The sequence below is a fragment of the Rhizobium leucaenae USDA 9039 genome, assembly GCF_000426285.1.
In the GTDB taxonomy this organism is placed as follows: Bacteria; Pseudomonadota; Alphaproteobacteria; order Rhizobiales; family Rhizobiaceae; genus Rhizobium; species Rhizobium leucaenae.
This window is the reverse complement of sequence record NZ_AUFB01000003.1, coordinates 144547-165410: the sequence shown is the minus strand read 5'-3', so window position 1 is coordinate 165410 and position 20864 is coordinate 144547. Positions and strand designations below refer to the sequence as shown.

The window sequence follows — 20864 nt, the reverse complement described above, 5'->3', positions numbered from 1 at the left end:
GGACAGGATATGCGCAAGCTCGATACCAAGACCATCGTCGTCGCCAGCCACAATGCCGGCAAGATCCAGGAGATTCGGGACCTGATCGGCCCGCTCGGTTTTGCTGCCAAGTCTGCCGCCGATCTCAATTTCGTCGAACCGGACGAGACCGGCACCACCTTCGAGGAAAATGCCGCGATCAAGGCGCTCGCCTCTGCGCATGCCTCCGGTCTGCCGGCGCTATCGGATGATTCCGGCCTGGTCATCGATGCGCTGGGCGGCGATCCCGGCGTTTATACGGCCAACTGGGCGGAAAAGCCCGATGGTTCCCGCGACTTCGCCATGGCGATGCAGAAAGTCGAGGCGGCCTTGGAAAAGGCCGGCGCCGCTTCGCCGGAGAGCCGCACGGCGCGCTTCGTCAGCGTTCTCTGCCTTGCCTGGCCAGACGGACATACCGAGTTTTTCCGCGGCGAAGTCGAGGGCACTGTCGTTTGGCCACCACGCGGCACCCAGGGCTTCGGCTACGATCCGGTCTTCCAGCCAGAGGGGTATGACACCACCTTCGGCGAGATGAGCGCCGGACAAAAGCATGGCTGGAAGCATGGCGACTCCCAGGCGCTCTCGCATCGTGCCCGGGCCTTCAAGACCTTTGTCGAAACCTGCCTGGAGGCGTAAGCTAACCCCGTGGAAATCGCAGATACGCAGGACCTGATGCGCGGGGCGCAATTGTTACCGGATACCGGCGAACCCGGTTTTGGCGTCTATGTGCATTGGCCCTTTTGCGCGGCCAAGTGTCCCTACTGCGATTTCAACAGCCACGTCCGCCATCAACCGGTCGATCAGGAGCGTTTCGCGGCCGCCTTTCTGAAAGAAATGGCGACGATGCGGGCGATCAGCGGCCCGAAGACCGTGACCAGCGTCTTTCTCGGCGGCGGCACGCCCTCGCTGATGAAGCCGGAGACAGTTGCGGCGATCCTCGACGGGATTGCCCGGACCTGGCATGTGCCTGACGGTATAGAGATCACCATGGAGGCTAATCCGTCGAGCGTTGAGGCGGAACGCTTTCGCGGCTATCGCGCGGCCGGCGTCAACCGCGTCTCCATGGGCGTGCAGGCGTTGAACGACCGCGACCTAAAATTCCTCGGCCGGCTCCACGACGTCGCTGATGCGCTGAAGGCGATCAAGCTGGCGCGCGAGATCTTCCCGCGCATGTCCTTCGACCTCATCTATGCCCGCCCGAACCAGACCGTCGAGGAATGGGAGCGCGAGCTGAAGGAGGCGATTTCCTATGCCGTCGATCACCTATCGCTCTATCAACTAACCATCGAGGAGGGCACCCCCTTCTTTGGCCTGCACAAGGCCGGCAAGCTGATCGTGCCGGATGGCGACCAGTCGGCGCTGCTCTACGAGGCGACGCAGGAGATCACCGAGCGCGAGGGCATGCCGGCCTACGAGGTGTCCAATCACGCCCGCCCCGGCGCCGAGAGCCGCCACAATCTCACCTATTGGCGTTATGGCGACTATGCCGGCATCGGCCCCGGCGCTCATGGCCGTCTGACGCAAGGCCCGAAGAAACTGGCGACGTCGACCGAGCGGAAGCCGGAAAGCTGGCTGGAGCTAGTCGAGCGCGACGGCCACGGCATACTCGAGCAGGAGATGCTCGGCTTCGACGAGCAGGCTGATGAGTTACTACTGATGGGCCTGCGCCTGAAAGAGGGGATCGATCTCGTGCGCTGGCAGCAGCTCTCCGGCCGGGAGCCTGATCCGAAGCGTGAGCAGCTCCTGCTGGAGCACGGCTTCATCGAACGCCTCGGCAATTCCCGCCTGCGCTGCACGCCGGCCGGCATGCTGATCCTCGATTCCGTGGTTGCGGATCTGGCCTGCTGATCAACTCCTCCTCGAGGATTCCTTGAGGGGGAGGTCACCGCGCCTACCGTGCCTGGTAGTTTTCCGAAGTCTCGCACGCGCGGCCGCCGGTGTAGGGCGCATCATCCGTGATGCGTGATGCCGCCCTTGAACAGGCTTCCGGTCCGCGTTTCCAGGAAAGTGTCGAGCGGAATATGCTCCTGATGCAGGAAGCCAGTCGAGGGCAGACGGCCGGCGCGCACCAACTCGATAACGGCGACGACGGAGGCCGAGGTGGTCCAGGAAATGGCGGTGCGGCTCTCGCCGGCGATTTCGATCGGATAGTAAGCGCGCACGAATTCCCGCCGGCGCAGATTGCCGTTAATCGCGCCTTCGGCGGAGACATGGACATAGACGACATCGTCGTCGACCGGCGGCTTCGCCTCGGTCAGGATCTCGCCGGCAAGCTGGCGGCGGTCGCGCATCAGCAGCTCATGGAAGAAGAAATTCATCAGCTCCATGTGGCCGGGATATCGCATGGTTTTGTAATCGAGGTTTTCCACCCGGCCGAGCATGGTGCTGCACATTGTCCCGAGGCCGCCCGAGGTGGTGAAGGCTTCGAGCTTGACGCCGTTGACATAGAGCGTCTCGTGCCATTCCATCGGCGAGACGAGCTTGCGGACACCACCCTCGATGACCTCGCAGTCATTCAGATATTCGTTAACCACGCCCTCCGGCGACCAGTTGAAGGCATAACCCAACAGTCCGGTCGGATTCTGCGGCAGGGCACCGACGCGCATGCGGATCGAGCGGCAGCGATCAAATACATCTGCGAGGCTCGCACCAACGATGCCCACGAAACCGGGCGCCAGGCCGCATTGCGGCGCCATCAGACCGCGCGCGCTCTTTGCAAGCTCGATGATGCCGTTCGTGGTCGGCACATCCTCGGTCAGATCGAAGTAGTGAATGCCGGCGCCATGGGCCAGGCGCGCCAGATCGGCGTTCAGGTGAAACGGCAGGCAGGAGAGCACGGCATCGACGCGGGAAAAGAGATCGCCGATCAAGGCCGGATCGGAGACATTCCCTGCCTCGCAGGCGAAAGGTACCGCCTCCGCCGGCAACCGGGCATCGATGCCGGTGACGGCAAAACCGCTTTCATGCAACAATGTGGCGGCAAGCCGCCCGACCTTTCCAAGGCCGAGAACTGCAATCCTGTCAAAACCCATCGGTATCCTCCCCTTCGGAGCGCCGGCCTCATCCGCCGGGCATCCGGTTAGTATTTCAGACATCTATAGAATAAAAGCCGCATGAATGAAAACGGCCGGCAATGAAGCCGGCCGTGGATAAAATGCGGATAGCGCCCGCGTCTTATTCGTTGATCAGACGCTTCAATAGCTCGATTTCATGCGACAGCTTGCTGTCACCGGAAATCAGCTCCTCGATCTTGCGCACAGCATGCAGCACGGTCGTATGGTCACGACCGCCGAAGCGGCGGCCGATCTCCGGGAAGGAGCGCGGCGTCAGCGTCTTCGACAGATACATGGCGATCTGGCGCGGCTTGACGATGACGCGGGTGCGGCGGTTAGAAACCAGCTCCTGGCGCGAGACATTGTAGTGACGCGCGACGATACGCTGGATGTCCTCGATGCGTACACGGCGCGGCTCGCCGGAGCCGACCAGATGGGCCAACAGTTCATCGACCCGCTCGACCGTCAGGTTGGGCTCGAACGAACGGCGGAAGATCAGTTGGTTGAAAGCGCCTTCCAGCTCACGGCCACTCGCCGTCACGTTGCGGGCAACATGCGAGAGGAGTTCGGCCGGAATTTCCAGCGACGGATCATCCATGCGTGCGGCATCCAGCCGGCGCTTGAGGATTTCGAGACGCATTTCATAGTCCGGCGCCTCGACCTCGATGGCGACGCCGCCCTGAAGACGCGAACGCACGCGCGGATCAAGCGATTCAAGCTCCCAGGGCGCGCGGTCGGCGGCAACGACGACCTGCTTGGCGCTGTCGAGCAGCATATTGAGCAGATGGCAGAACTCGTGCTGGATCATCTTGCCCTGCAGGAACTGCATGTCGTCGATGATCAGAAGATCGATGTTGCGCAGCGAGTCCTTCAGCGTCAGCGCGTCATTGTCGCGAATGGCGGTGGCAAAGCGCCACATGAAATATTCCGCCGTCAGATAGACGACGCGCAGCCCGCGCGGGTTCTGCACGGCCGCATTGGCGATCGCCTGCAAAAGATGCGTCTTGCCGAGGCCAACCGTCGCATGAACGAAGAGCGGATTAAACCGCACGGCGCCGGAGCCCGCTTCGGCAATCGTCTTGGCGGCGGCAAGGCCGACGCGGTTCGAGCTGCCCTCGACAAAGGTGTCGAAGGTAAAGCGGGAATCGAGCGGCGAGCCGAACAGCGGCGCGCCCACAGTCGCCGGGCGGGCAGCGGCTGCGGCGGTAATCGTCTGAGCAACGACCTGGCCGGCAGGCTGAGCAACCGGGCGGCGGATCGGCGCTACCGAAGCCGCGTCTGGCACCGCAACATGTTCGTCCACGCAAGGCTTCGCGCCATGGCGGGTCGCCGTGCGTACAAGAATTTCAACCTTCAGGATTTCAGCATCTTCTGCCTGGAACAGGTTGGTGATCAGATCGAGATAACGATTGTTGATCCAGGATTTCAGAAACGTCGTCGGAACAGTCAGCCGTACGACGCTCTTCGAGACCGAGTGCAGCTTAAGCCGCGCAAACCAGCTAGCATAAACGTCCGGACCGACCTGAGCCTTCAAGCGTGCACTGACACGCTCGAACAATACGTTATGCTGCATATCTCCTTTTTCCCCCGCCGCTTCAAGGCAAACCGCACTGAACGCCTGCTGTGCATTGTCCCCATTCTCCAACGCACCCGTCGTTCTGGTAATCATTTGCATAATGCCGCCTTCCACAGTCTCTTTTTATAGGGCGGAAATTGGATGGTACCGCCGCCCTTAGGTCTACGCCATGGCATAGCGGTCGCGCTCGTTGTGTCGAGCTTCGCCGCATACCGGTTCATCAGCCGGGTCCAGCCAAACGGACCTTACGCAAAACGCCGTGGCGAAAACTGCTCCTCGAGCGGCCTTCGTCTTGGCGTTTGCATCTGGAGCAGTCGCTCGGTCCTCGTATTCCGACCGACCGCCCCAAACGGCTGTCAATTTTTCTCCCCTCCCGCAGCCACGCTTGGGACTTAGGCTGCAAAGAGCAGACAAGTTTCCTCGTTCCGCAGGCGTTACCGCTTGTGGCCTTGACTCGTCAACTGTTTGAAAAAACGGAACTGAACCGCTCCGTCACAAGGAACAAAAACCACCCCCGCTGCCGATGATGGCAGTGTTCGCCGAAGCCGTTTCAGATGATGTCCGCGCCCCTTGTTGGAAGCCATTTAGGCAGGATCGAAGGCGGAGATCAACGATGAATTTTACACAAAATTAAGAGGCGGTCCTTGACTCTGGAGGCCGTTTTTGAGTGTCACAACCACGTCAAAAAAGAATCGCTTTTGAATCAAGGAGATTCCCGTTCAGCGCGATTCCCACAGCTTTCAAAACAAAAAAAATAAAAAAATCCTTGACTCACCCGGGAGCCTGCGGGGCGTCACGCAGATCACCCAATGTCAAGGCATCCTGCTATAAGTCGTTGTTTGCAAACGACTTTTTCTGTCACCTCAATGACATGATCAGCCGGCTACATTTTAGCTATTTGGGTCAATTTCGGCTGAATCCAAAAAGCCCGGCACAAGGGCCGGGCTCAAGTCTAACGATCAAATCGTTAAGGAAAAATTACGCGGTCGGGGCCGAAAGTGCCTTCACACGCTTGGCAAGACGCGAGACCTTGCGGGAAGCGGTGTTGGCATGCAGAACGCCCTTGGTGGCAGCGCGAGCCAGTTCCGGCTGCGCTACGAGGAAGGCTTCCTTCGCACGATCCGCATCACCCGATGCGATGGCTTCTTCGACCTGGCGGACGAAAGTGCGAACGCGCGAGCGACGAGCCTTGTTGACTTCGGTGCGGCGGGCGATCTTGCGGGTCGCTTTTTTCGCCGAGCTGGTATTGGCCATGTATGCCTCTCTTAGAATTCGAACATAACTCCGTCAGTGCAGCGCGGGCCCTGCGGCCACTTCATCCAGCAATGCGGGAGCAATTGCGGAAAACCAGATCGGCTTTCCAAACTGTGGCGGGCATATAACCGGAATGAGCGGCGGCGTCAACGCGGATTCTCACGGAACCCGCGCAATTCCGGAATCTCGTTTCACCTGTTCTTGAAGACAGGTTTGCGCTTCTCGATAAAGGCGGCCATGCCTTCCTTCTGATCCTCGGTGGCAAACAGGCTGTGGAACAGCCGGCGCTCGAAGCGCAGCCCCTCTTCCAGCGTCGTCTCCTGCGCCCGATTGACCGCCTCCTTCGCCATCAGCACCGAGGGGCGCGATAGCGAGGCGATCTTGGCGGCGGCGGCCAGCGCCTCGTCGATCAGCTTGTCGGCCGGCACGACACGCGAGGCGAGGCCCGCCCGCTCCGCTTCGGCGGCATCCATCATCCGGCCGGTCAGGATCAGGTCCATCGCCTTCGCCTTGCCAACGGCGCGCGTCAGGCGCTGCGAGCCGCCCATACCGGGAATGATGCCGAGCGTGATCTCCGGCTGGCCGAACTTTGCCGTATCGGCAGCAATGATGAAGTCGCACATCATGGCGAGCTCGCAGCCGCCGCCGAGCGCAAAACCGCCGACGGCAGCGATGACGGGCTTGCGCGCCTTGGCGATCTCATCCCAGCCGCTGATGAAGTCGGTCTTATAAACATCGGCGAAATCGAGCGGCTGCATCTCCTTGATGTCGGCGCCAGCAGCGAAGGCCTTTTCCGAGCCGGTCAGCACGATTGCGCCGATCGTCTCGTCGGCATGAAAAGCGCCGTAGGCCTGCTTCAATTCGGCAAGCACCGTCGAATTCAGCGCATTCAGCGCCTGCGGCCGATTGATCCTGATGAGACCGACGGCCTCATGCGTTTCGACGATGAGGGTTTCATAGGCCATGTGTCTCTCCCTTCGGATTAGCTCTGGCAGGAGGCGCAATAGAAAGAAGAGCGCCCCGCCTGGACGATGCGGGCGACCGTACCGCCACAGCCGGGCGTCCTGCAAGGCTCCGCCTCGCGATCGTAGACGGAAAAGGAATGCTGGAAATAGCCGAGCGAACCATCCGTCTGGATATGATCGCGCAATGACGAACCGCCGGCAGCTATCGCATCGGCGATGACCTCCCGGATCGCGACGACCAGCCTGAGCAATTCCTCTTTCGGCTGGCCGGCTTCGGTCACCAAGGTCCCGGCAGCGCGCAGCGGCGACAGATGCGAACGCCATAGCGCCTCGCACACATATATATTGCCGAGCCCGGCGATATTCTTCTGGTCGAGAAGCGCGCTTTTCAGCGGCTGCGCCCTGCCCGAGAAGCGTTCAGCCAGATAATCGGCGCTCAACTCATTGCCGGTCGGCTCGGGGCCGAGATCGCGGAAGGACGCGTGGCTGGCGAGATCCGCCCGCCGAACGATGTCCATGAAGCCGAAGCGGCGGGGATCATTGTAGATGACGCGCGTATGGCCGTTGGCGCCCTTCAAATGGAAGACGACGTGATCATGCTTCTCGTCTTTCGAACGCGTATGATGGAAGTCACCCGGCGTCTCGGCAACCGTACCATTCTCGATCCGGAACGAGCCGGACATGCCGAGATGCGATACGATCGTCATGCCGTCGTCGAGATCGATCAGAAGATATTTTGCGCGGCGCGACAGCGACGTGATGCCGCGGCCGGAGACGAGACGCGCAAACTCCGCCGGAAAGGGAAAGCGCAGATCGTTGCGGCGCAACTCCAGTTCGGCGAGCAGCGCGCCTTCCATGGAGGGCGCAAGCCCGCGTCTCACGGTTTCGACCTCTGGTAATTCCGGCATCGCTATCCATCTTTATGTTTCAACTGCTTATGATCTGAGCTATAGCCCAAAGTCATTGCGGCTGGTGACCTGGCCCATGAGATAGCGTGGCAAACGCGATTTCGCCATGGTCCGCCGCGAATTTGTGTAACGGAGTTGAGCTGATGGCAGAAAGCCGCACCTCCGCCGATGGCGGCATGGAAACATCTTATGGCTTCCGCGAAGTCGCCGATGGCGAGAAGCAAGGTCTCGTCAACGAGGTGTTCCACAAGGTCGCCAAGCGCTACGACATCATGAACGACGTCATGTCCATGGGCCTGCATCGGGCCTGGAAGGATGCGATGATCGCCGCGCTCAATCCGCGCAAGGATCCTGCCTTTAAGGTCCTCGACGTCGCCGGCGGTACGGGCGATATCGCCTTCCGCATCGTCGAGGCCTCGAACCGGCTGGCGCATGCGACCGTGCTCGATATCAACGGCTCGATGCTGGCCGTCGGCGCCGAGCGCGCGGCGAAGAAGAAGCTCACCGACAATCTCACCTTCGTCGAGGCCAATGCCGAGGAACTGCCCTTCGAGCCCAACTCCTTCGACGCCTATACGATCGCCTTCGGAATCCGCAATGTGCCGCATATCGATGTGGCGCTGAAAGAAGCCTATCGTGTGCTGAAGCGCGGTGGCCGGCTGCTGGTATTGGAATTTTCCGAAGTCGACCTGCCGCTGCTCGACCGCGTCTATGATGCCTGGTCCTTCAACGCCATTCCGCAGTTCGGCAAGGCGATCACCGGCGATGCCGAACCCTATCAATATCTGGTGGAATCGATCCGCAAATTCCCGAACCAGCAGGATTTCGCGACGATGATCCGCGAGGCCGGCTTTTCGCGCGTGAGCTTTACCAACTATACCGGCGGCATCGCCGCCCTGCACTCCGGCTGGAAGCTCTGACGTATGGTTCCGAAAAATGTGACGCGGTTTTCGGCTGGCATCCAGCGAGACATTGAGACCCTATGAGTGCTTTCAACGCATATTTCGGCCTCATCAGGGTCGGCTGGGTGCTGGTGCGCGAGGGCGTGGTCATCGCACTTCCGTCCGAAGGCTTGCCGCCCTCCGTCAGCCTTGCGAAATCCTTTGTCAGCATTTTCGCCCGCAAACGCGCCAAGACCCAGGCGCGCAGCGACCGCCTGGCCAAGGCCGTCGAACGTCTCGGACCGTCCTATGTGAAGATCGGCCAGTTTCTGGCGACGCGACCCGATGTCGTCGGCGTCGACATGGCCAACGACCTTTCGCAATTGCAGGACCGCATGGCGTTCTTTCCGAATGCGGCGGCAAAGGCTGCAATCGAGGGTTCGCTCGGTCGCTCGCTCGACGATCTATATGTAAGCTTTGACGAACCATTTGCGGCCGCGTCGATTGCGCAGGTTCATCCGGCGGAAGTGCAGACAGCTCAAGGCCGCAAGCGCGTTGCTGTCAAAGTGATTCGACCCGGTGTGCGCCAGCGCTTCGTCAACGATATCAAGGCGATGTATCTTGTCGCCGGTCTGCAGGAACGCTTCATGCCGTCAAGCCGCCGCTTGCGGCCCGTCGAAGTGACGCGGACACTGGAGCAGACCACCAAGATCGAGATGGATCTGCGGCTGGAGGCGGCCGCTCTCTCGGAAATCGCCGAAAACACCAGGAAGGACCCCGGCTTCCGCGTCCCCGAGGTCGATTGGGAACGCACCGGCCGCGACGTCATCACCATGGAGTGGATCGACGGCGTCAAGATGTCCGATGTCGAGGGGCTGAAGGCCGCGGGCCACGATCTCAACGTGCTCGCCGACACGCTGATCCAGTCCTTCCTGCGGCATACGCTGCGCGACGGCTTCTTCCACGCCGACATGCATCCCGGTAATCTCTTCGTCGATACCGAAGGCGAGATCGTCGCCGTCGACATGGGCATCGTCGGGCGCCTCGGCAAAAAGGAACGCCGATTCCTGGCCGAAATTCTCTACGGCTTCATCACCCGCGACTATATCCGTGTCGCCGAGGTGCATTTCGAGGCCGGTTACGTGCCGGCGCATCACAATACCGAGAGTTTCGCGCAGGCGATCCGCGCCATCGGCGAGCCGATCCACGGCCAGCCGGCCGAGACGATCTCCATGGGCAAGCTGCTGACGCTGCTCTTCGAAGTGACCGAACTTTTCGATATGGAGACGCGGCCGGAGCTCGTCATGCTGCAGAAGACCATGGTCGTGGTCGAAGGCGTGTCGCGCATGCTCAATCCGCGCTTCAACATGTGGAAGGCGTCGGAGCCCGTCGTCGGCGATTGGATCCGCACCAATCTTGGGCCCAAACGCATCGTAACCGACCTGAAGGACGGTTTCAAAGCTGCTGTCAAACTTGCCGAAGCCGTCCCCGAAATCGCGGCCAAGACCGAAAAATTCCACCACGAACTCCTCGCCATGAGCGAAAACGGCCTGCGCTTCGACCCGCAAACGGCGGAGGCGATCGGCAAGGCCGAGGCGCGGCACAGCCGTTCCGGACGCCTGGCGCTCTGGATCATCGCGCTCGTGCTGATTTACATTGCATGGCTTTTGAGCTGATCTATTTCCACGGCCATGTCGTTCAATAGAAATGGATGCCTCCCCTTTTGGCCGTGATAGGTCATTGAAGGTACTGCGGCAGATTTTGCGCGTGCTTTTGTATGCGGCGCATTGGGTGTTCGACATTTGGGATATCCCATTATCGATTATGCTCGCATAACCTTGCGGGAAAGGAGAACAGCAAAGATGGAGCGTCAGAAAGCCGGCATCGAACTCACCGGACAACCCTTAGGGTTCAGTGATCTGGTGCGGATCGGCGCGGGTGTCGTGATGCCCTCGGCATCGGAAAGCGGCCTGGTGCGCGTGCGCGCCGCACGCGAAGTTCTCGAAAGCACGATCGAGTCCGGAATGCCCGTCTATGGCTCGACCACCGGCGTCGGAGCGATGAAGGATGTGGAGTGGTCGCCGGAAGACCTTGATACCTTCAATCTCGGCCTGGTGCGCGCGCATCATTTCGGCACGGGTGCACCCTTTTCCATGTCCGTCGTCCGCAATGCCATGGCGATCCGGGTCAATACCGCGCTGACCGGCCGAGTCGGCTGCTCGCCGGAGCTGATCGACGCCTATCTCCAGCTTCTGCATGCGGATGTCATCCCCGTTGTGCGCCGCACCGGCTCGATCGGCTGCGCCGACATCGGCCTCATGGGCCAGATCGGCGCGGTGCTCACCGGGGTCGGCGAAGCCGTCTATCACGGCCGGCGCATGCAGGCGGCGGATGCCTTTGCTGCGGCCGACATCAGGCCGGTGAGAATGCTGCCGCGCGACAGCCTTGCTTCGCTCAGCGTCAATGCCGTCAGTTTTTCAGCGGCTGCCGAGACCACCCGCAATGCCGCCTCCTCGATCCGCGTGCTGCTCGCGACCGGCATGATGGCAGCCGGCGCGCTCGGTGCCTCGCGCGATCCCTGGCATGCAGTACGTCATGTCGGCACCGCGCGTGAAGCGCTGATTGGCTCCTGGCTCTGCAACGCCTCTGAAGAATGGCCTTGGCCCGTGGCAACACATGTGCAGGACCCGTTGAGCCTGCGCATGATCGGCCAGGTCTTCGGCGCGGTGATTGAAAATCTGCTGGCCGCCGGTCACAAGATCCTGGCGGCGACGGGCCGCTCCGACGACAATCCCGTCATCGTCGATGGTCGCGTCATGACATCGGGCGGATCGCTGCCGCTCGACGTGACCATCCTCCTCGAGGCCGCGGTCATCTGCATGGCGCATGCGGCGCGCAATGCGTTCAACCGCTGCGTCCTGCTCGGCAATGGCCAGCGGCGCGGCCTGCCGGTCAATCTGGTGCCAGAAGGCAAGATCGCCACCGGCTTCGGCCCGATCATCAAGCTTGCCGGCGAGATCTTTTCGCGGGTGCTGTCCATGTCCAATCCGGTCTCGGCGCAGTCGCTGGTGGTCGCGGCTGGCATGGAGGATGAAGCCGCCTTCCTGCCGCTGGTGATCGAACGTTTCGACCGGCAGATGCGCGCGCTGAAGCGTCTTGCGGCATTGGAAGCCCTGCTCTCGGCGCAGGCGATCGACATTCTCGGCGACAAGCCGGAGGGTGTGGCGCGCATGCTCTACGATGTCGTGCGCAAACATGCCGACTTCTATGTCGTCGACCGGCCACTATCGGCTGAAGTCGAGGCGATCGAGGAGGAATTAGGTTCAGAGGCCTTCGTGTCCGAAATGATCGCCCAGGCGCCGATCCTCGCCTATGATGATTTCTTCGCCCTTGGCTCGCTGGAGCGGGTCGAAGAGCGGCTTTATCGCGATACCGTGGTGATCTGAACAAACCGGTGAGCGGGAGACTGGATATGGCTGATTTCGATCTCGTTCTGCAGGGCACCGTGGTTCTTCCCGATCGCATCGTGGAAGAGGGTTATGTTGCCGTGCGTGACGGCAAGATCGCTGAGATCGGCATCGGCGTCCCACCAGCAGGGAGCGAACGACATCTGCTCGGAAAAGCGCTGATCCTGCCCGGCGCGATCGACGCGCAGGTGCATTCTCTCTCCCAAAAGGATCAGGAGGACTTCGTCTGGTCGACACGCTCGGCAGCGGCCGGCGGCGTTACCACCATCGTCGACATGCCCTATGATGAAGGCAATCTCGTATGCTCGGCAGCGGCAGTGAAGAAGAAGATCGATCATGCCGCCCCACAAGCCCGCGTCGACTTCGCGCTTTACGGCACGGTCGATCCGGAGGAAGGTGCTGCACGCATTCGCGAAATGGTGGAGGCCGGCGTCGCCGCCTTCAAATTCTCGACATTCGGCACGGATCCCAAGCGCTTCCCGCGCATCCCGCCTGCCCTGCTCGACGCCTGCTTCGCAGCGATCGCACCGACGGGACTGACGGCCGGCGTGCACAATGAGGATGACGAAGCGGTTCGGACCTATATGGAGCAGGTGAAGGCGAGCGGCATTACCGACTACCGCGCCCACGGCCTGTCACGGCCGCCGATCACTGAACTGCTCGCTATGCATACGATCTTCGAAACGGGCGCGAACACCGGCTGCCCCGCACATGTGGTGCACTGTTCGCTCGGCCGCGGCTACGATATTGCCCGCGCCTACCGCCGCGACGGCTTCGAGGCGACGGTGGAGTGCTGCATTCACTATCTGACGCTGGACGAGGAAAACGACGTGAAGCGCCTTGGCGGCAAGGCGAAGATCAACCCGCCGATCCGCCCGCGCGCCGAAGTGGAGACGCTATGGCGCAAAGTGGCGGAGGGCAATGTCTGGCTCGTCTCGACGGATCATGTCAGTTGGTCGGAGAACCGCAAGACCAATTCGGATATGCTTTCGAATGCGTCGGGCGTTCCAGGCCTCGAAGTCATGGTGCCGCTCTTCGTCAAGGGCGCGTTGGAGCGCGGCGTGTCGCTCACCTGGGCGGCGAAGCTGATGGCGGAGAATCCCGCCAGGCACTTCCGCCTCGACCATATCAAGGGCGCGCTGACCCCTGGCACGGATGCCGACATCGTCGTGCTGGAGCCGCGAGAAACCGTCTACGACGCCGCTTCGAGCGGCAACAATGTCGTCGGCTGGAGCCCCTATAACGGCATCCGCCTGCCTTGGACGGTATCCGCCACCTATCTCAGAGGCAAGCAGATTGCCGACAGAAACAAAGTATTGGCCGAGCCGGGCAGCGGCAGATTTGTCCGCCCGCTTCCTCGCCAGATTATCGCCGGAGAGACTGCCTGATGAATCAATCGAAACGCCACAACCTGCCCGTCAACGCCGATCGCATCGCCGAGGATATCGAGGCTCTGGCGGGGATCACCGAACCCGGTCACCCGTGGACGCGCCGCGCCTTTTCGCCGCTGTTTTTGGAAGGCCGCGCTTACATTGAAGCCCGTATGAAAGCTGCCGGGCTGGAAACGCGCATCGATGCCGCCGGCAATCTGATCGGCAGGCGCCCCGGCACCAAACCTGGCCTTGGGACGATCCTGGTCGGATCGCATTCGGACACCGTGCCCGATGGCGGTCGCTTCGACGGCATCGCCGGCACGATTGCGGCGCTGGAAGTCGCGCGCTCCCTGAGCGATCGCGATATCGAGTTGGATCATGATCTGGAGATCGTCGACTTTCTGGCCGAGGAAGTCAGCATCTTCGGCGTGTCCTGCATCGGCAGCCGCGGCATGACCGGGCAGATCCCCGAGGCATGGCTCTCCCGCGTGAGCGGCGACCGCACGCTTTCGCAAGGGATTGCCGAGGTCGGTGGCGACCCTTCGGTGCTGCTCGCCCAGAAGCGCCCGGATCTCGCCGGCTTCCTGGAACTGCATATCGAGCAGGGTCCTGTGCTGGAAGCCGAGAATGAGGATATCGGCATTGTCACGGCGATCGCCGGCATTACCCGCATCGAGATCACCGTGGAAGGCCGCGCCGACCATGCCGGCACGACGCCGATGGACCGGCGCGCCGATGCGCTGGTGGCGGCATCGCAGCTCGTGCTCGACATCCGGAGCCGAGCAGCCGAGCAAGCGAAGACGCCGGGCCATTTCGCCGCCACCGTGGGCGAATTCCGCATCGAGCCGAATGCGGCCAATGTCGTGCCATCGAAGGTGGTGCTGCTGATCGACGGCCGCGCCGAAATCCGCAGCGACATGGAAGAGTTCCTCGCCTGGATCGATGGTGAGGTGAAGACCATCGCGGCCGATTACGGCGTGACGATCAATCCGCCGGTGCGCGTCTCCGACAACATGCCGACCCCCGGCGCTCCGGTGTTGCTCGAAACGCTTGAGCGCGCCTGCGACACGGTCGGGGCCAAGCACCGCCGCATGGCCTCGGGTGCCGGCCACGACACGGCCTGGATCGCCAAGGTCGCCCCTGCCGCCATGATCTTCGTGCCCTGCAAGGAAGGCCGCAGCCATTGTGCCGAGGAATGGGCCGAGAATAACGACATCGCCATAGGCGCCGCCGTGCTGTTCGAAGCAGTGCGCGACATGGACAGGAACCTCAAGCCAAACCGGGAGTAGCCAATGGGACGCGTACTCGTTGCCAAGGATGTGGAAGCGGCCGTCAAGGGCGGCTCGGTTTACGCCGCCGGCGGCGGCGGCTGGGCCGATCACGGCCGTATGCTCGGCTATGCGGCCGTCAATGTCGGTAAGCCGGAGCTGGTGTCGATCGACGAACTCGGCGACGACGACTGGATCGCCACGGCCGCCGCCATCGGCGCACCGGCCTCCACGACTGCCTGGGAAATGCAGGGCATCGATTACGTGAAAGCCGTGCAACTGCTGCAGGACGAGCTCGGCGAGAAGCTTTCCGGCCTGATCATCGGCCAGAACGGCAAGTCCTCGACGCTGAACGGCTGGCTGCCATCGGCCATCCTTGGAACGAAGGTCGTGGATGCGGTCGGCGACATCCGCGCTCATCCGACCGGCGACATGGGCTCGATCGGCATGGCCGGTTCGCCCGAACAGATGATCCAGACCGCCGTCGGCGGCAATCGCGCCGAGAACCGCTATATCGAGCTGGTCGTAAAGGGCGCGACGGCGAAGATTTCGCCGATCCTGCGCGCAGCCTCCGATCAGTCCGGCGGCTTTATCGCCTCCTGCCGCAATCCGCTGCGCGCCTCCTATGTCCGCACGCATGCGGCGCTTGGCGGCATCTCCATGGCGCTTTCGCTCGGCGAAGCGATTAGCGAGGCGGAGAAGAAGGGCGGTGGCGCCGTCATCGACGCCATCTGCAAGACGACCGGAGGCCATATCTTGGCCGAAGGCACGATCACTAAGAAGGATGTCGTCTATACGAAGGAAGCCTTCGATATTGGCACCGTCACGGTCGGCAGCGGCGACAAGGCCGTGGTCATGCATGTGATGAACGAATACATGGCCGTCGAAGATACCGGTGGCAAGCGCCTCGCGACCTTCCCCTCCGTCATCACCACGTTGTCGCCGGAAGGCGAGCCCTTGAGCGTCGGCCAGTTGCATGAGGGCATGAAGGTTTTCATCCTGCATGTGCCGATGGATATCATTCCGCTGTCTGCCAGTGTGCTCGATCCGACCGTCTATCCCTCAGTCGAAAAGGCCATGGGGATAGAGATCGCGAGATACGCTCTGGGCGGCAAGAAAGGCTGACAGCACCGGGAGAAGACAATGGCACGCGACGCAGGTCTTGAGGAATTGCTGAAAGAAGAAATCGGGCAACGGCCGGGCCTCAGCGAAAAAACGATGTTCGGGGGCTGGGCCCTTCTGCTCAACGGCAACTTGCTTTGCGGCGCCCGCGACGACGGCATGCTGATCCGCCTTGGCAAGGGCAATGATGCCTGGGCGCTGGAGCAGCGTGATATCAAACCCATGCTGTCAGGCGGCCGCGAAATGCAGGGATGGGTGCGCGCCGGGCCGGAAGCCTATGGCAACGACATGCTGCGCAAAAGACTGCTCTTGGCCGCGTTGGATTTCGTTGAGGCTCTGTCGCCGAAGTGAACGAGTTTTCCTCTTCTCCCCTCGGGGAGAAGATGTCCGTCAGGACAGATGAGGGGGTGAGCGACAAAGGAGCGAGCGTCTGAGCGGCAAGCGAAGACGGCATATGCCGAGCCGGCCCCCTCATCCGACCCTTCGGGCCACCTTCTCCCCGAGGGGAGAAGGGAGACCACCAAACACAAGGATCAGACCATGCCGAAAGCCAATCCACGTCACCCGAAATTCCCTATCCCGGGCGGCCCGGAGCTGCGTGCCAAAGGCTGGCGGCAGGAGGCCCTGCTGCGCTTGCTCGAAAACGTGCTTTCGGTCGGCGAAGATCCGGATAATCTCGTCGTCTACGCAGCCCTCGGCAAGGCAGCCCGCAATTGGGCAGCGCACAAGGGCATCGTGAAGGCGCTGATCGAAATGGATGAGAACCAGACGCTGCTCATTCAGTCCGGCAAGCCGATCGGCCTCATCCGCACCCATGACAAGGCGCCGCTCGTCATCATGGCGAACTGCAACATCGTCGGGCAATGGGCGAAGGCCGAGGTCTTCTACGAGCTGCAGCGCAAGGGCCTGATCTGCTGGGGTGGGCTCACCGCTGGCGCCTGGCAGTATATCGGCAGCCAGGGCGTCATCCAGGGCACCTATGAAATCTTCATGCGCATCGCCGAGCGCCGCTTTGGCGGCGATCTCTTCGGCCGTTTCGTGCTGACAGCCGGTCTCGGCGGCATGGGCGGCGCGCAGCCGCTCGCTGGACGCATGGCGGGGGCCGCAATCCTCTGCGTCGACATCGATGCGGAGCGCGCCAGGAAGCGCCAGGACATCGGCTATCTGCAGGAGATCGCGCCCGATCTCGATTCCGCGCTGGCGATGATCGATGCAGCCGTCAAGGAGAAGCGGGCGCTTTCCGTCGGGCTCGTCGGCAATGCGGCCGAGATCTATCCCGAGATTGCACGCCGCGGCATCGTGCCCGATATCGTCACCGATCAGACCTCGGCCCACGATCTCGTCTATGGCTACGTGCCGAAGGGCATGAGCCTACAACAGGTTCGGGATTTGCGCGACGATGGCCAGGGCCAGCTCATGGCAGCCAGCCGCGCCTCGATCGTCGAGCACGTGAAGGCAATGCTGGACTTCCAGAGACAAGGCTCCGAAGTCTTCGACAACGGCAACCTCATCCGCACCCAGGCGAAGGAAGGCGGCGTCGCCAATGCCTTCGATATCCCGATCTTTACCGAAGCTTACCTCAGACCGCTCTTCTGCCGCGCCATCGGCCCGTTCCGCTGGATGGCGCTTTCGGGCGAGGAAAGCGATGTCGCCCGTATCGACGATCTGCTGCTGGAAATGTTCCCCGACAATAAGATCATCACCAACTGGATCCGCCTTGCCCGCCAGCATGTGCCCTTCGAAGGGCTGCCGGCGCGCATCGCTTGGCTTGGCCATGGCGAGCGCACTGCGCTTGCCCGCCGCGTCAACGAGCTTGTGGCAAGCGGCGAGCTGAAAGCCCCGATCGCCTTTTCGCGCGACCATCTCGATGCCGGCGCCATGGCGCATCCGAACATCATGACCGAACGCATGAAGGACGGCTCCGACGCGATCGCCGACTGGCCGCTGATCGACGCCATGATGCTCTGCTCGTCCATGGCCGATCTCGTCGTCATCCATTCTGGCGGCGGCGGCTATGCCGGTTATATGACGAGCTGCGGCGTCACCGTGGTCGCCGACGGCACGGCTGCCGCCGATGAACGGCTCGATCACGCGCTGACCAACGACACCGCCCTTGGCGTCATACGCTATGCCGATGCCGGCTATGAGGAAGCGCTGGACGAAGTTGCGAAAAAAGATGTGCCCTATATCCGTCTCGGATAGGGGATCTGTTCTTAGCGGCTTCGAGAGACTATTGTCCCGGGCAATTCGAAACGACCTGTTTACACGCAATTCCGGGCGGAAAGCGGTTCACGCATTTTTCTTGGAATTGCTTTGGAGAGTGCCCGTGATCCCCTGGACCTTGCTCGACACTGCGAAAATCCCCGGTGGCGGCGAGCTGCGCTTGAAACAGCGCGGTCAGGAATTTTCCATCATGCTCGGCACCAACGAGCTGATGAACAGCCGGTTGAGCGGCTCTGAGCGCGCGCTTGCGACGCTCTCCTGCGAGAAGATCAAAGGGCAGAAGGCGCCGCATATATTGATCGGCGGCCTTGGCATGGGATTTACCTTGCGCGCGGCCCTCGGCGAACTCGGTGCGGACGCCAAGGTCACGGTTGCGGAGCTTGTTCCAGCCGTCGTTTCATGGGCCCGCGGGCCGATGGCACCGGTTTTCGACAGTTGCCTCGACGACCCGCGCGTCGCCATCCACGAAGGCGATGTGCGTCCGCTCATCCGCGCCCGCAAGGGGACATACGACGCCATCCTGCTCGACGTCGACAACGGCCCTGATGGCATCACGTCAGAGGCCAATGACGGTCTCTATGACTATCGGGGCTTGAAGGCGGCGCGCGATGCGTTGCGTCCTGGCGGCGTGCTGGCGGTCTGGTCTTCCGGTCCCGACCGGGACTTCACGAGACGGCTGAGCGACAGCGGTTTCGCGGCCGAAGCAGTCAATACGCGCGCCAATGGCAAGACGGGTGCCCGACACGTCATCTGGCTGGCGACAAAGGCGGCCTCGTAACGCCGCGAATTGAAATCGCCACTCAACATGCTATATATCAATGTCATATCTCAAAGGAGTTATGGCATGGACACCGCAAAAATCTTCTGGTCCGGCCGCTCGCAGGCCGTGCGCTTGCCCAAGGAATTCCGCGTCGACGGCGAAGAAGTGCGCATCCGGCGGCAGGGGAAAGCAATCATTCTTGAACCGATCGCCGAAGATTGGGATTGGCTGGAGGCCGTGACAGGGCCGGTCGATCAAGACTTCGCGGAGGCTGCGACCGAGCAGCCTGCAGAGCAGCAACGCCCTGAGCTGGATATCTTCAAGTGAAATACCTGCTCGACAGCAATGCCGTCATCGCTTTGATGAAAGGACATCCCGGCTTCGTGAGTGAGCTTCGCAGACATAAGCCAGGATTTCGCCATTCCGGCCATCGTCGCGCATGAGCTGTTTTATGGTGCCTACAAGGGCCAGCGCGCTGTCGACAATCTAGCGCGTGTCGAGGCATTGCAATTTGAAACGCTGAATTTCGACAGAGAAGATGCCAGGATGGCCGGCGAAATTCGCGCTGAACTTGCTTCTCTCGGCACGCCGATTGGTGTCTATGATGTTTTGATCGCGGGTCAGGCAGTCGCCCGCGATCTGATCCTGATAACGCACAACGTCAGAGAGTTTCAACGCGTTCAAAAGCTGCGTTTCGAAGACTGGGAGCCCTTGCCCAACGCCTAAAGATAGCGCGTTTCCTCCGGCGCACGATCAAAGCGATCGTCGCGACCGTCGAAATAGCCGACCGGAAGGGCGGCGAGTTCTTCGTCTGTGGCATCGTCCAAGCAGCTAATGCTGATTGCGTAGAATTTGCCGCCGAGTGCCGGATTTTCACCCCAGTTGAAGGAACTGATGCCGCAATTCTTGCAGAAGAGATGATGCAGGATGCGCGGGCCGAATTGATATTCGCCGATGCTGTCCTCGCCCGAGGTCAGGCGGAAATCTGCTGGCGTGGCGACGGCCAGCCAATTGCGTTTTTTCCTGCAGATCGAGCAGTTGCATTTGAAGGTGCCGCCCTGCAGATCGAGATCAGCTTCATAAGCGACAGCGCCGCAATGGCAGCTTCCATGATAGGTCTTCTTCATCACTCTCATCCTTCCCTTGAGGTGGCTTCTGCGTAAGCGACGTATTTGTCGAGGGCCTGCTCCCAGCCGCCGGTCTGCAATCTCAGTTCGGTGTCGTCGGGCAGTTCGACCTTGCGGAAGATGAGGCGTGTCTTCTCGCCAAGCTCTTGAAATTCCACGGTCACCTGCATCGAGTGGCCGGATTTTCCATCCAGATTTTCCCAGGCGAAGGTGAAGACGAGGCGCTCGGGCGGGACGATCTCCAGATAGCGCCCGTGGCTCCAATATTCCCTCCCCTCTGGTGTCAAAATGCAGTGCCGCCAAGCGCCGCCTTCGCGAAGGTCGACGGAGACGAATGGCGCCGTCATGTTCTGCGGCCCCCACCAGCGCATCAGATGTTCCGGCTCGGTCCAGAGGCGAAAAAGCAGCGCGCGCGGCGCGGCAATATCGCGGGTCGGCACGATCTCGCGCGGCGGCCGCATGCTGCTGCCCTCAGTTGCCGGGGTCATTCTTTCCTCCCTTTTGCAATAGTTCCGCGTAAGATTCCAGGCGATCGAGGTTGTCGTTCCAGAACTGACGGTAGCTCTCCAGCCAGTCATCGACCTGCCGCAGCGGCTTCGGCTCCAGCCGGCAAGGCCGCCATTGCGCTTCCCTCCCCTTCGAGATCAGCCCGGCCTTTTCCAGCACCTTCAGATGCTTGGAGACAGCGACCAGCGACATGTCGAAGGGTTCGGCCAGTTCAGAGACAGACGCCTCCCCGGTGGCCAGCCGCGCCAGGATCGCCCGGCGGGTCGGATCGGCAAGGGCCGAGAGGGTAATGCTTAATGTGTCCATGCGGCTTTATAAACCAGAAAGTTAATTAACTTATTGGTTTAATATAGGCCAAAAAA

At 61.5% G+C, this 20864-nt stretch carries 20 protein-coding genes and 1 pseudogene; 13 read left to right on the top strand and 8 right to left on the bottom strand.

Annotated elements, in window-relative coordinates; translation table 11 throughout:
* Positions 1 to 9 precede the first annotated feature (9 nt).
* Together rdgB and hemW are read left to right on the top strand one after the other, a co-directional pair.
* Positions 10 to 654, top strand: coding sequence for an RdgB/HAM1 family non-canonical purine NTP pyrophosphatase (gene rdgB, locus K290_RS0105720; protein WP_028751000.1), 645 nt, complete (start codon positions 10 to 12; stop codon positions 652 to 654).
* 36 nt (positions 655 to 690) lie between these two features.
* Positions 691 to 1866: a radical SAM family heme chaperone HemW gene (hemW, locus tag K290_RS0105715; RefSeq protein WP_037135045.1), complete on the top strand. Its 1176-nt coding sequence runs from the start codon at positions 691 to 693 to the stop codon at positions 1864 to 1866.
* Positions 1867 to 1967: 101 nt separating this feature from the next.
* Here hemW and K290_RS0105710 read toward each other — a convergent pair whose 3' ends face one another.
* From K290_RS0105710 to mutM, 5 genes are all read right to left on the bottom strand, one after another.
* On the bottom strand, positions 1968 to 3050 hold the full coding sequence (locus K290_RS0105710; protein ID WP_028750998.1) for a saccharopine dehydrogenase family protein: 1083 nt from the start codon (positions 3048 to 3050) through the stop codon (positions 1968 to 1970).
* Positions 3051 to 3192: 142 nt separating this feature from the next.
* The gene (dnaA, locus tag K290_RS0105705) at positions 3193 to 4746 is read right to left on the bottom strand and encodes a chromosomal replication initiator protein DnaA (protein WP_028750997.1); all 1554 of its coding nucleotides are present in this window, start codon (positions 4744 to 4746) and stop codon (positions 3193 to 3195) included.
* Between the two features lie 879 nt (positions 4747 to 5625).
* On the bottom strand, positions 5626 to 5901 hold the full coding sequence (gene rpsT, locus K290_RS0105700; RefSeq protein WP_028750996.1) for a 30S ribosomal protein S20: 276 nt from the start codon (positions 5899 to 5901) through the stop codon (positions 5626 to 5628).
* Between the two features lie 191 nt (positions 5902 to 6092).
* Positions 6093 to 6866, bottom strand: a complete 774-nt coding sequence (locus K290_RS0105695) for an enoyl-CoA hydratase (protein ID WP_028750995.1) — start codon at positions 6864 to 6866, stop codon at positions 6093 to 6095.
* A gap of 17 nt (positions 6867 to 6883) precedes the next feature.
* On the bottom strand, positions 6884 to 7774 hold the full coding sequence (mutM, locus tag K290_RS0105690; protein WP_028750994.1) for a bifunctional DNA-formamidopyrimidine glycosylase/DNA-(apurinic or apyrimidinic site) lyase: 891 nt from the start codon (positions 7772 to 7774) through the stop codon (positions 6884 to 6886).
* Positions 7775 to 7917: 143 nt separating this feature from the next.
* Here mutM and ubiE point away from each other — a divergent pair, with 143 nt between their 5' ends.
* From ubiE to K290_RS33840, 11 genes and pseudogenes are all read left to right on the top strand, one after another.
* Positions 7918 to 8694: a bifunctional demethylmenaquinone methyltransferase/2-methoxy-6-polyprenyl-1,4-benzoquinol methylase UbiE gene (gene ubiE, locus K290_RS0105685; RefSeq protein WP_028750993.1), complete on the top strand. Its 777-nt coding sequence runs from the start codon at positions 7918 to 7920 to the stop codon at positions 8692 to 8694.
* A 62-nt stretch (positions 8695 to 8756) separates the two neighbouring features.
* Positions 8757 to 10331: a 2-polyprenylphenol 6-hydroxylase gene (gene ubiB, locus K290_RS0105680; protein WP_028750992.1), complete on the top strand. Its 1575-nt coding sequence runs from the start codon at positions 8757 to 8759 to the stop codon at positions 10329 to 10331.
* Between the two features lie 186 nt (positions 10332 to 10517).
* Positions 10518 to 12101 carry an aromatic amino acid lyase gene (locus K290_RS0105675; RefSeq protein WP_028750991.1) on the top strand — a complete coding sequence of 528 codons (1584 nt, stop codon included), beginning with the start codon at positions 10518 to 10520 and terminating at the stop codon, positions 12099 to 12101.
* A gap of 26 nt (positions 12102 to 12127) precedes the next feature.
* A complete protein-coding gene (locus K290_RS0105670) occupies positions 12128 to 13510 on the top strand; it encodes a dihydroorotase (protein ID WP_028750990.1) in 1383 nt (460 codons plus the stop codon).
* The gene (locus tag K290_RS0105665; protein WP_037135006.1) at positions 13510 to 14784 is read left to right on the top strand and encodes a Zn-dependent hydrolase; all 1275 of its coding nucleotides are present in this window, start codon (positions 13510 to 13512) and stop codon (positions 14782 to 14784) included. The genes K290_RS0105670 and K290_RS0105665 overlap by 1 nt, the downstream gene beginning before the upstream one ends.
* A 3-nt stretch (positions 14785 to 14787) precedes the next feature.
* A complete protein-coding gene (locus K290_RS0105660) occupies positions 14788 to 15888 on the top strand; it encodes a thiohydantoin desulfurase (RefSeq protein ID WP_028750988.1) in 1101 nt (366 codons plus the stop codon).
* An 18-nt stretch (positions 15889 to 15906) separates the two neighbouring features.
* Positions 15907 to 16236 (top strand): TfoX/Sxy family protein, encoded by a 330-nt coding sequence (locus K290_RS0105655; protein ID WP_028750987.1) that lies wholly within the window; start codon positions 15907 to 15909, stop codon positions 16234 to 16236.
* 189 nt (positions 16237 to 16425) lie between these two features.
* The gene (locus K290_RS0105650) at positions 16426 to 18087 is read left to right on the top strand and encodes a thiourocanate hydratase (protein WP_028750986.1); all 1662 of its coding nucleotides are present in this window, start codon (positions 16426 to 16428) and stop codon (positions 18085 to 18087) included.
* 124 nt (positions 18088 to 18211) lie between these two features.
* Positions 18212 to 18886, top strand: coding sequence for a spermidine synthase (locus K290_RS0105645; RefSeq protein WP_028750985.1), 675 nt, complete (start codon positions 18212 to 18214; stop codon positions 18884 to 18886).
* 66 nt (positions 18887 to 18952) lie between these two features.
* On the top strand, positions 18953 to 19195 hold the full coding sequence (gene vapB / locus K290_RS0105640; RefSeq protein WP_028750984.1) for a type II toxin-antitoxin system antitoxin VapB: 243 nt from the start codon (positions 18953 to 18955) through the stop codon (positions 19193 to 19195).
* Positions 19192 to 19594, top strand: a pseudogene (locus K290_RS33840) (PIN domain-containing protein). The gene vapB and the pseudogene K290_RS33840 overlap by 4 nt, the downstream one beginning before the upstream one ends.
* On the opposite strand, the gene K290_RS0105630 reads toward K290_RS33840, so the two are convergent.
* Genes K290_RS0105630 through K290_RS0105620 form a run of 3 tightly spaced genes read right to left on the bottom strand, consistent with a single transcriptional unit; the run spans position 19591 to position 20808 of the window.
* On the bottom strand, positions 19591 to 19995 hold the full coding sequence (locus tag K290_RS0105630) for a GFA family protein (RefSeq protein WP_028750983.1): 405 nt from the start codon (positions 19993 to 19995) through the stop codon (positions 19591 to 19593). The pseudogene K290_RS33840 and the gene K290_RS0105630 overlap by 4 nt on opposite strands.
* 5 nt (positions 19996 to 20000) lie before the next feature.
* Positions 20001 to 20483: an SRPBCC family protein gene (locus K290_RS0105625; protein ID WP_028750982.1), complete on the bottom strand. Its 483-nt coding sequence runs from the start codon at positions 20481 to 20483 to the stop codon at positions 20001 to 20003.
* Positions 20467 to 20808 carry an ArsR/SmtB family transcription factor gene (locus K290_RS0105620; RefSeq protein ID WP_028750981.1) on the bottom strand — a complete coding sequence of 114 codons (342 nt, stop codon included), beginning with the start codon at positions 20806 to 20808 and terminating at the stop codon, positions 20467 to 20469. The genes K290_RS0105625 and K290_RS0105620 overlap by 17 nt, the downstream gene beginning before the upstream one ends.
* Positions 20809 to 20864 lie beyond the last annotated feature (56 nt).

Coding starts and splice junctions, on each gene's coding strand:
- ubiE (WP_028750993.1), top strand. CDS start 7,918: ATGGCAGAAAGCCGCACCTCCGCCGATGGCGGCATGGAAACATCTTAT.
- ubiB (WP_028750992.1), top strand. CDS start 8,757: ATGAGTGCTTTCAACGCATATTTCGGCCTCATCAGGGTCGGCTGGGTG.
- vapB (WP_028750984.1), top strand. CDS start 18,953: ATGGACACCGCAAAAATCTTCTGGTCCGGCCGCTCGCAGGCCGTGCGC.
- K290_RS0105710 (WP_028750998.1), bottom strand. CDS start 3,050: ATGGGTTTTGACAGGATTGCAGTTCTCGGCCTTGGAAAGGTCGGGCGG.
- K290_RS0105665 (WP_037135006.1), top strand. CDS start 13,510: ATGAATCAATCGAAACGCCACAACCTGCCCGTCAACGCCGATCGCATC.
- mutM (WP_028750994.1), bottom strand. CDS start 7,774: ATGCCGGAATTACCAGAGGTCGAAACCGTGAGACGCGGGCTTGCGCCC.
- K290_RS0105650 (WP_028750986.1), top strand. CDS start 16,426: ATGCCGAAAGCCAATCCACGTCACCCGAAATTCCCTATCCCGGGCGGC.
- hemW (WP_037135045.1), top strand. CDS start 691: ATGCGCGGGGCGCAATTGTTACCGGATACCGGCGAACCCGGTTTTGGC.
- K290_RS0105655 (WP_028750987.1), top strand. CDS start 15,907: ATGGCACGCGACGCAGGTCTTGAGGAATTGCTGAAAGAAGAAATCGGG.
- K290_RS0105670 (WP_028750990.1), top strand. CDS start 12,128: ATGGCTGATTTCGATCTCGTTCTGCAGGGCACCGTGGTTCTTCCCGAT.
- K290_RS0105675 (WP_028750991.1), top strand. CDS start 10,518: ATGGAGCGTCAGAAAGCCGGCATCGAACTCACCGGACAACCCTTAGGG.
- rpsT (WP_028750996.1), bottom strand. CDS start 5,901: ATGGCCAATACCAGCTCGGCGAAAAAAGCGACCCGCAAGATCGCCCGC.
- K290_RS0105660 (WP_028750988.1), top strand. CDS start 14,788: ATGGGACGCGTACTCGTTGCCAAGGATGTGGAAGCGGCCGTCAAGGGC.
- K290_RS0105625 (WP_028750982.1), bottom strand. CDS start 20,483: ATGACCCCGGCAACTGAGGGCAGCAGCATGCGGCCGCCGCGCGAGATC.
- dnaA (WP_028750997.1), bottom strand. CDS start 4,746: ATGCAAATGATTACCAGAACGACGGGTGCGTTGGAGAATGGGGACAAT.
- K290_RS0105620 (WP_028750981.1), bottom strand. CDS start 20,808: ATGGACACATTAAGCATTACCCTCTCGGCCCTTGCCGATCCGACCCGC.
- K290_RS0105630 (WP_028750983.1), bottom strand. CDS start 19,995: ATGAAGAAGACCTATCATGGAAGCTGCCATTGCGGCGCTGTCGCTTAT.
- K290_RS0105695 (WP_028750995.1), bottom strand. CDS start 6,866: ATGGCCTATGAAACCCTCATCGTCGAAACGCATGAGGCCGTCGGTCTC.
- rdgB (WP_028751000.1), top strand. CDS start 10: ATGCGCAAGCTCGATACCAAGACCATCGTCGTCGCCAGCCACAATGCC.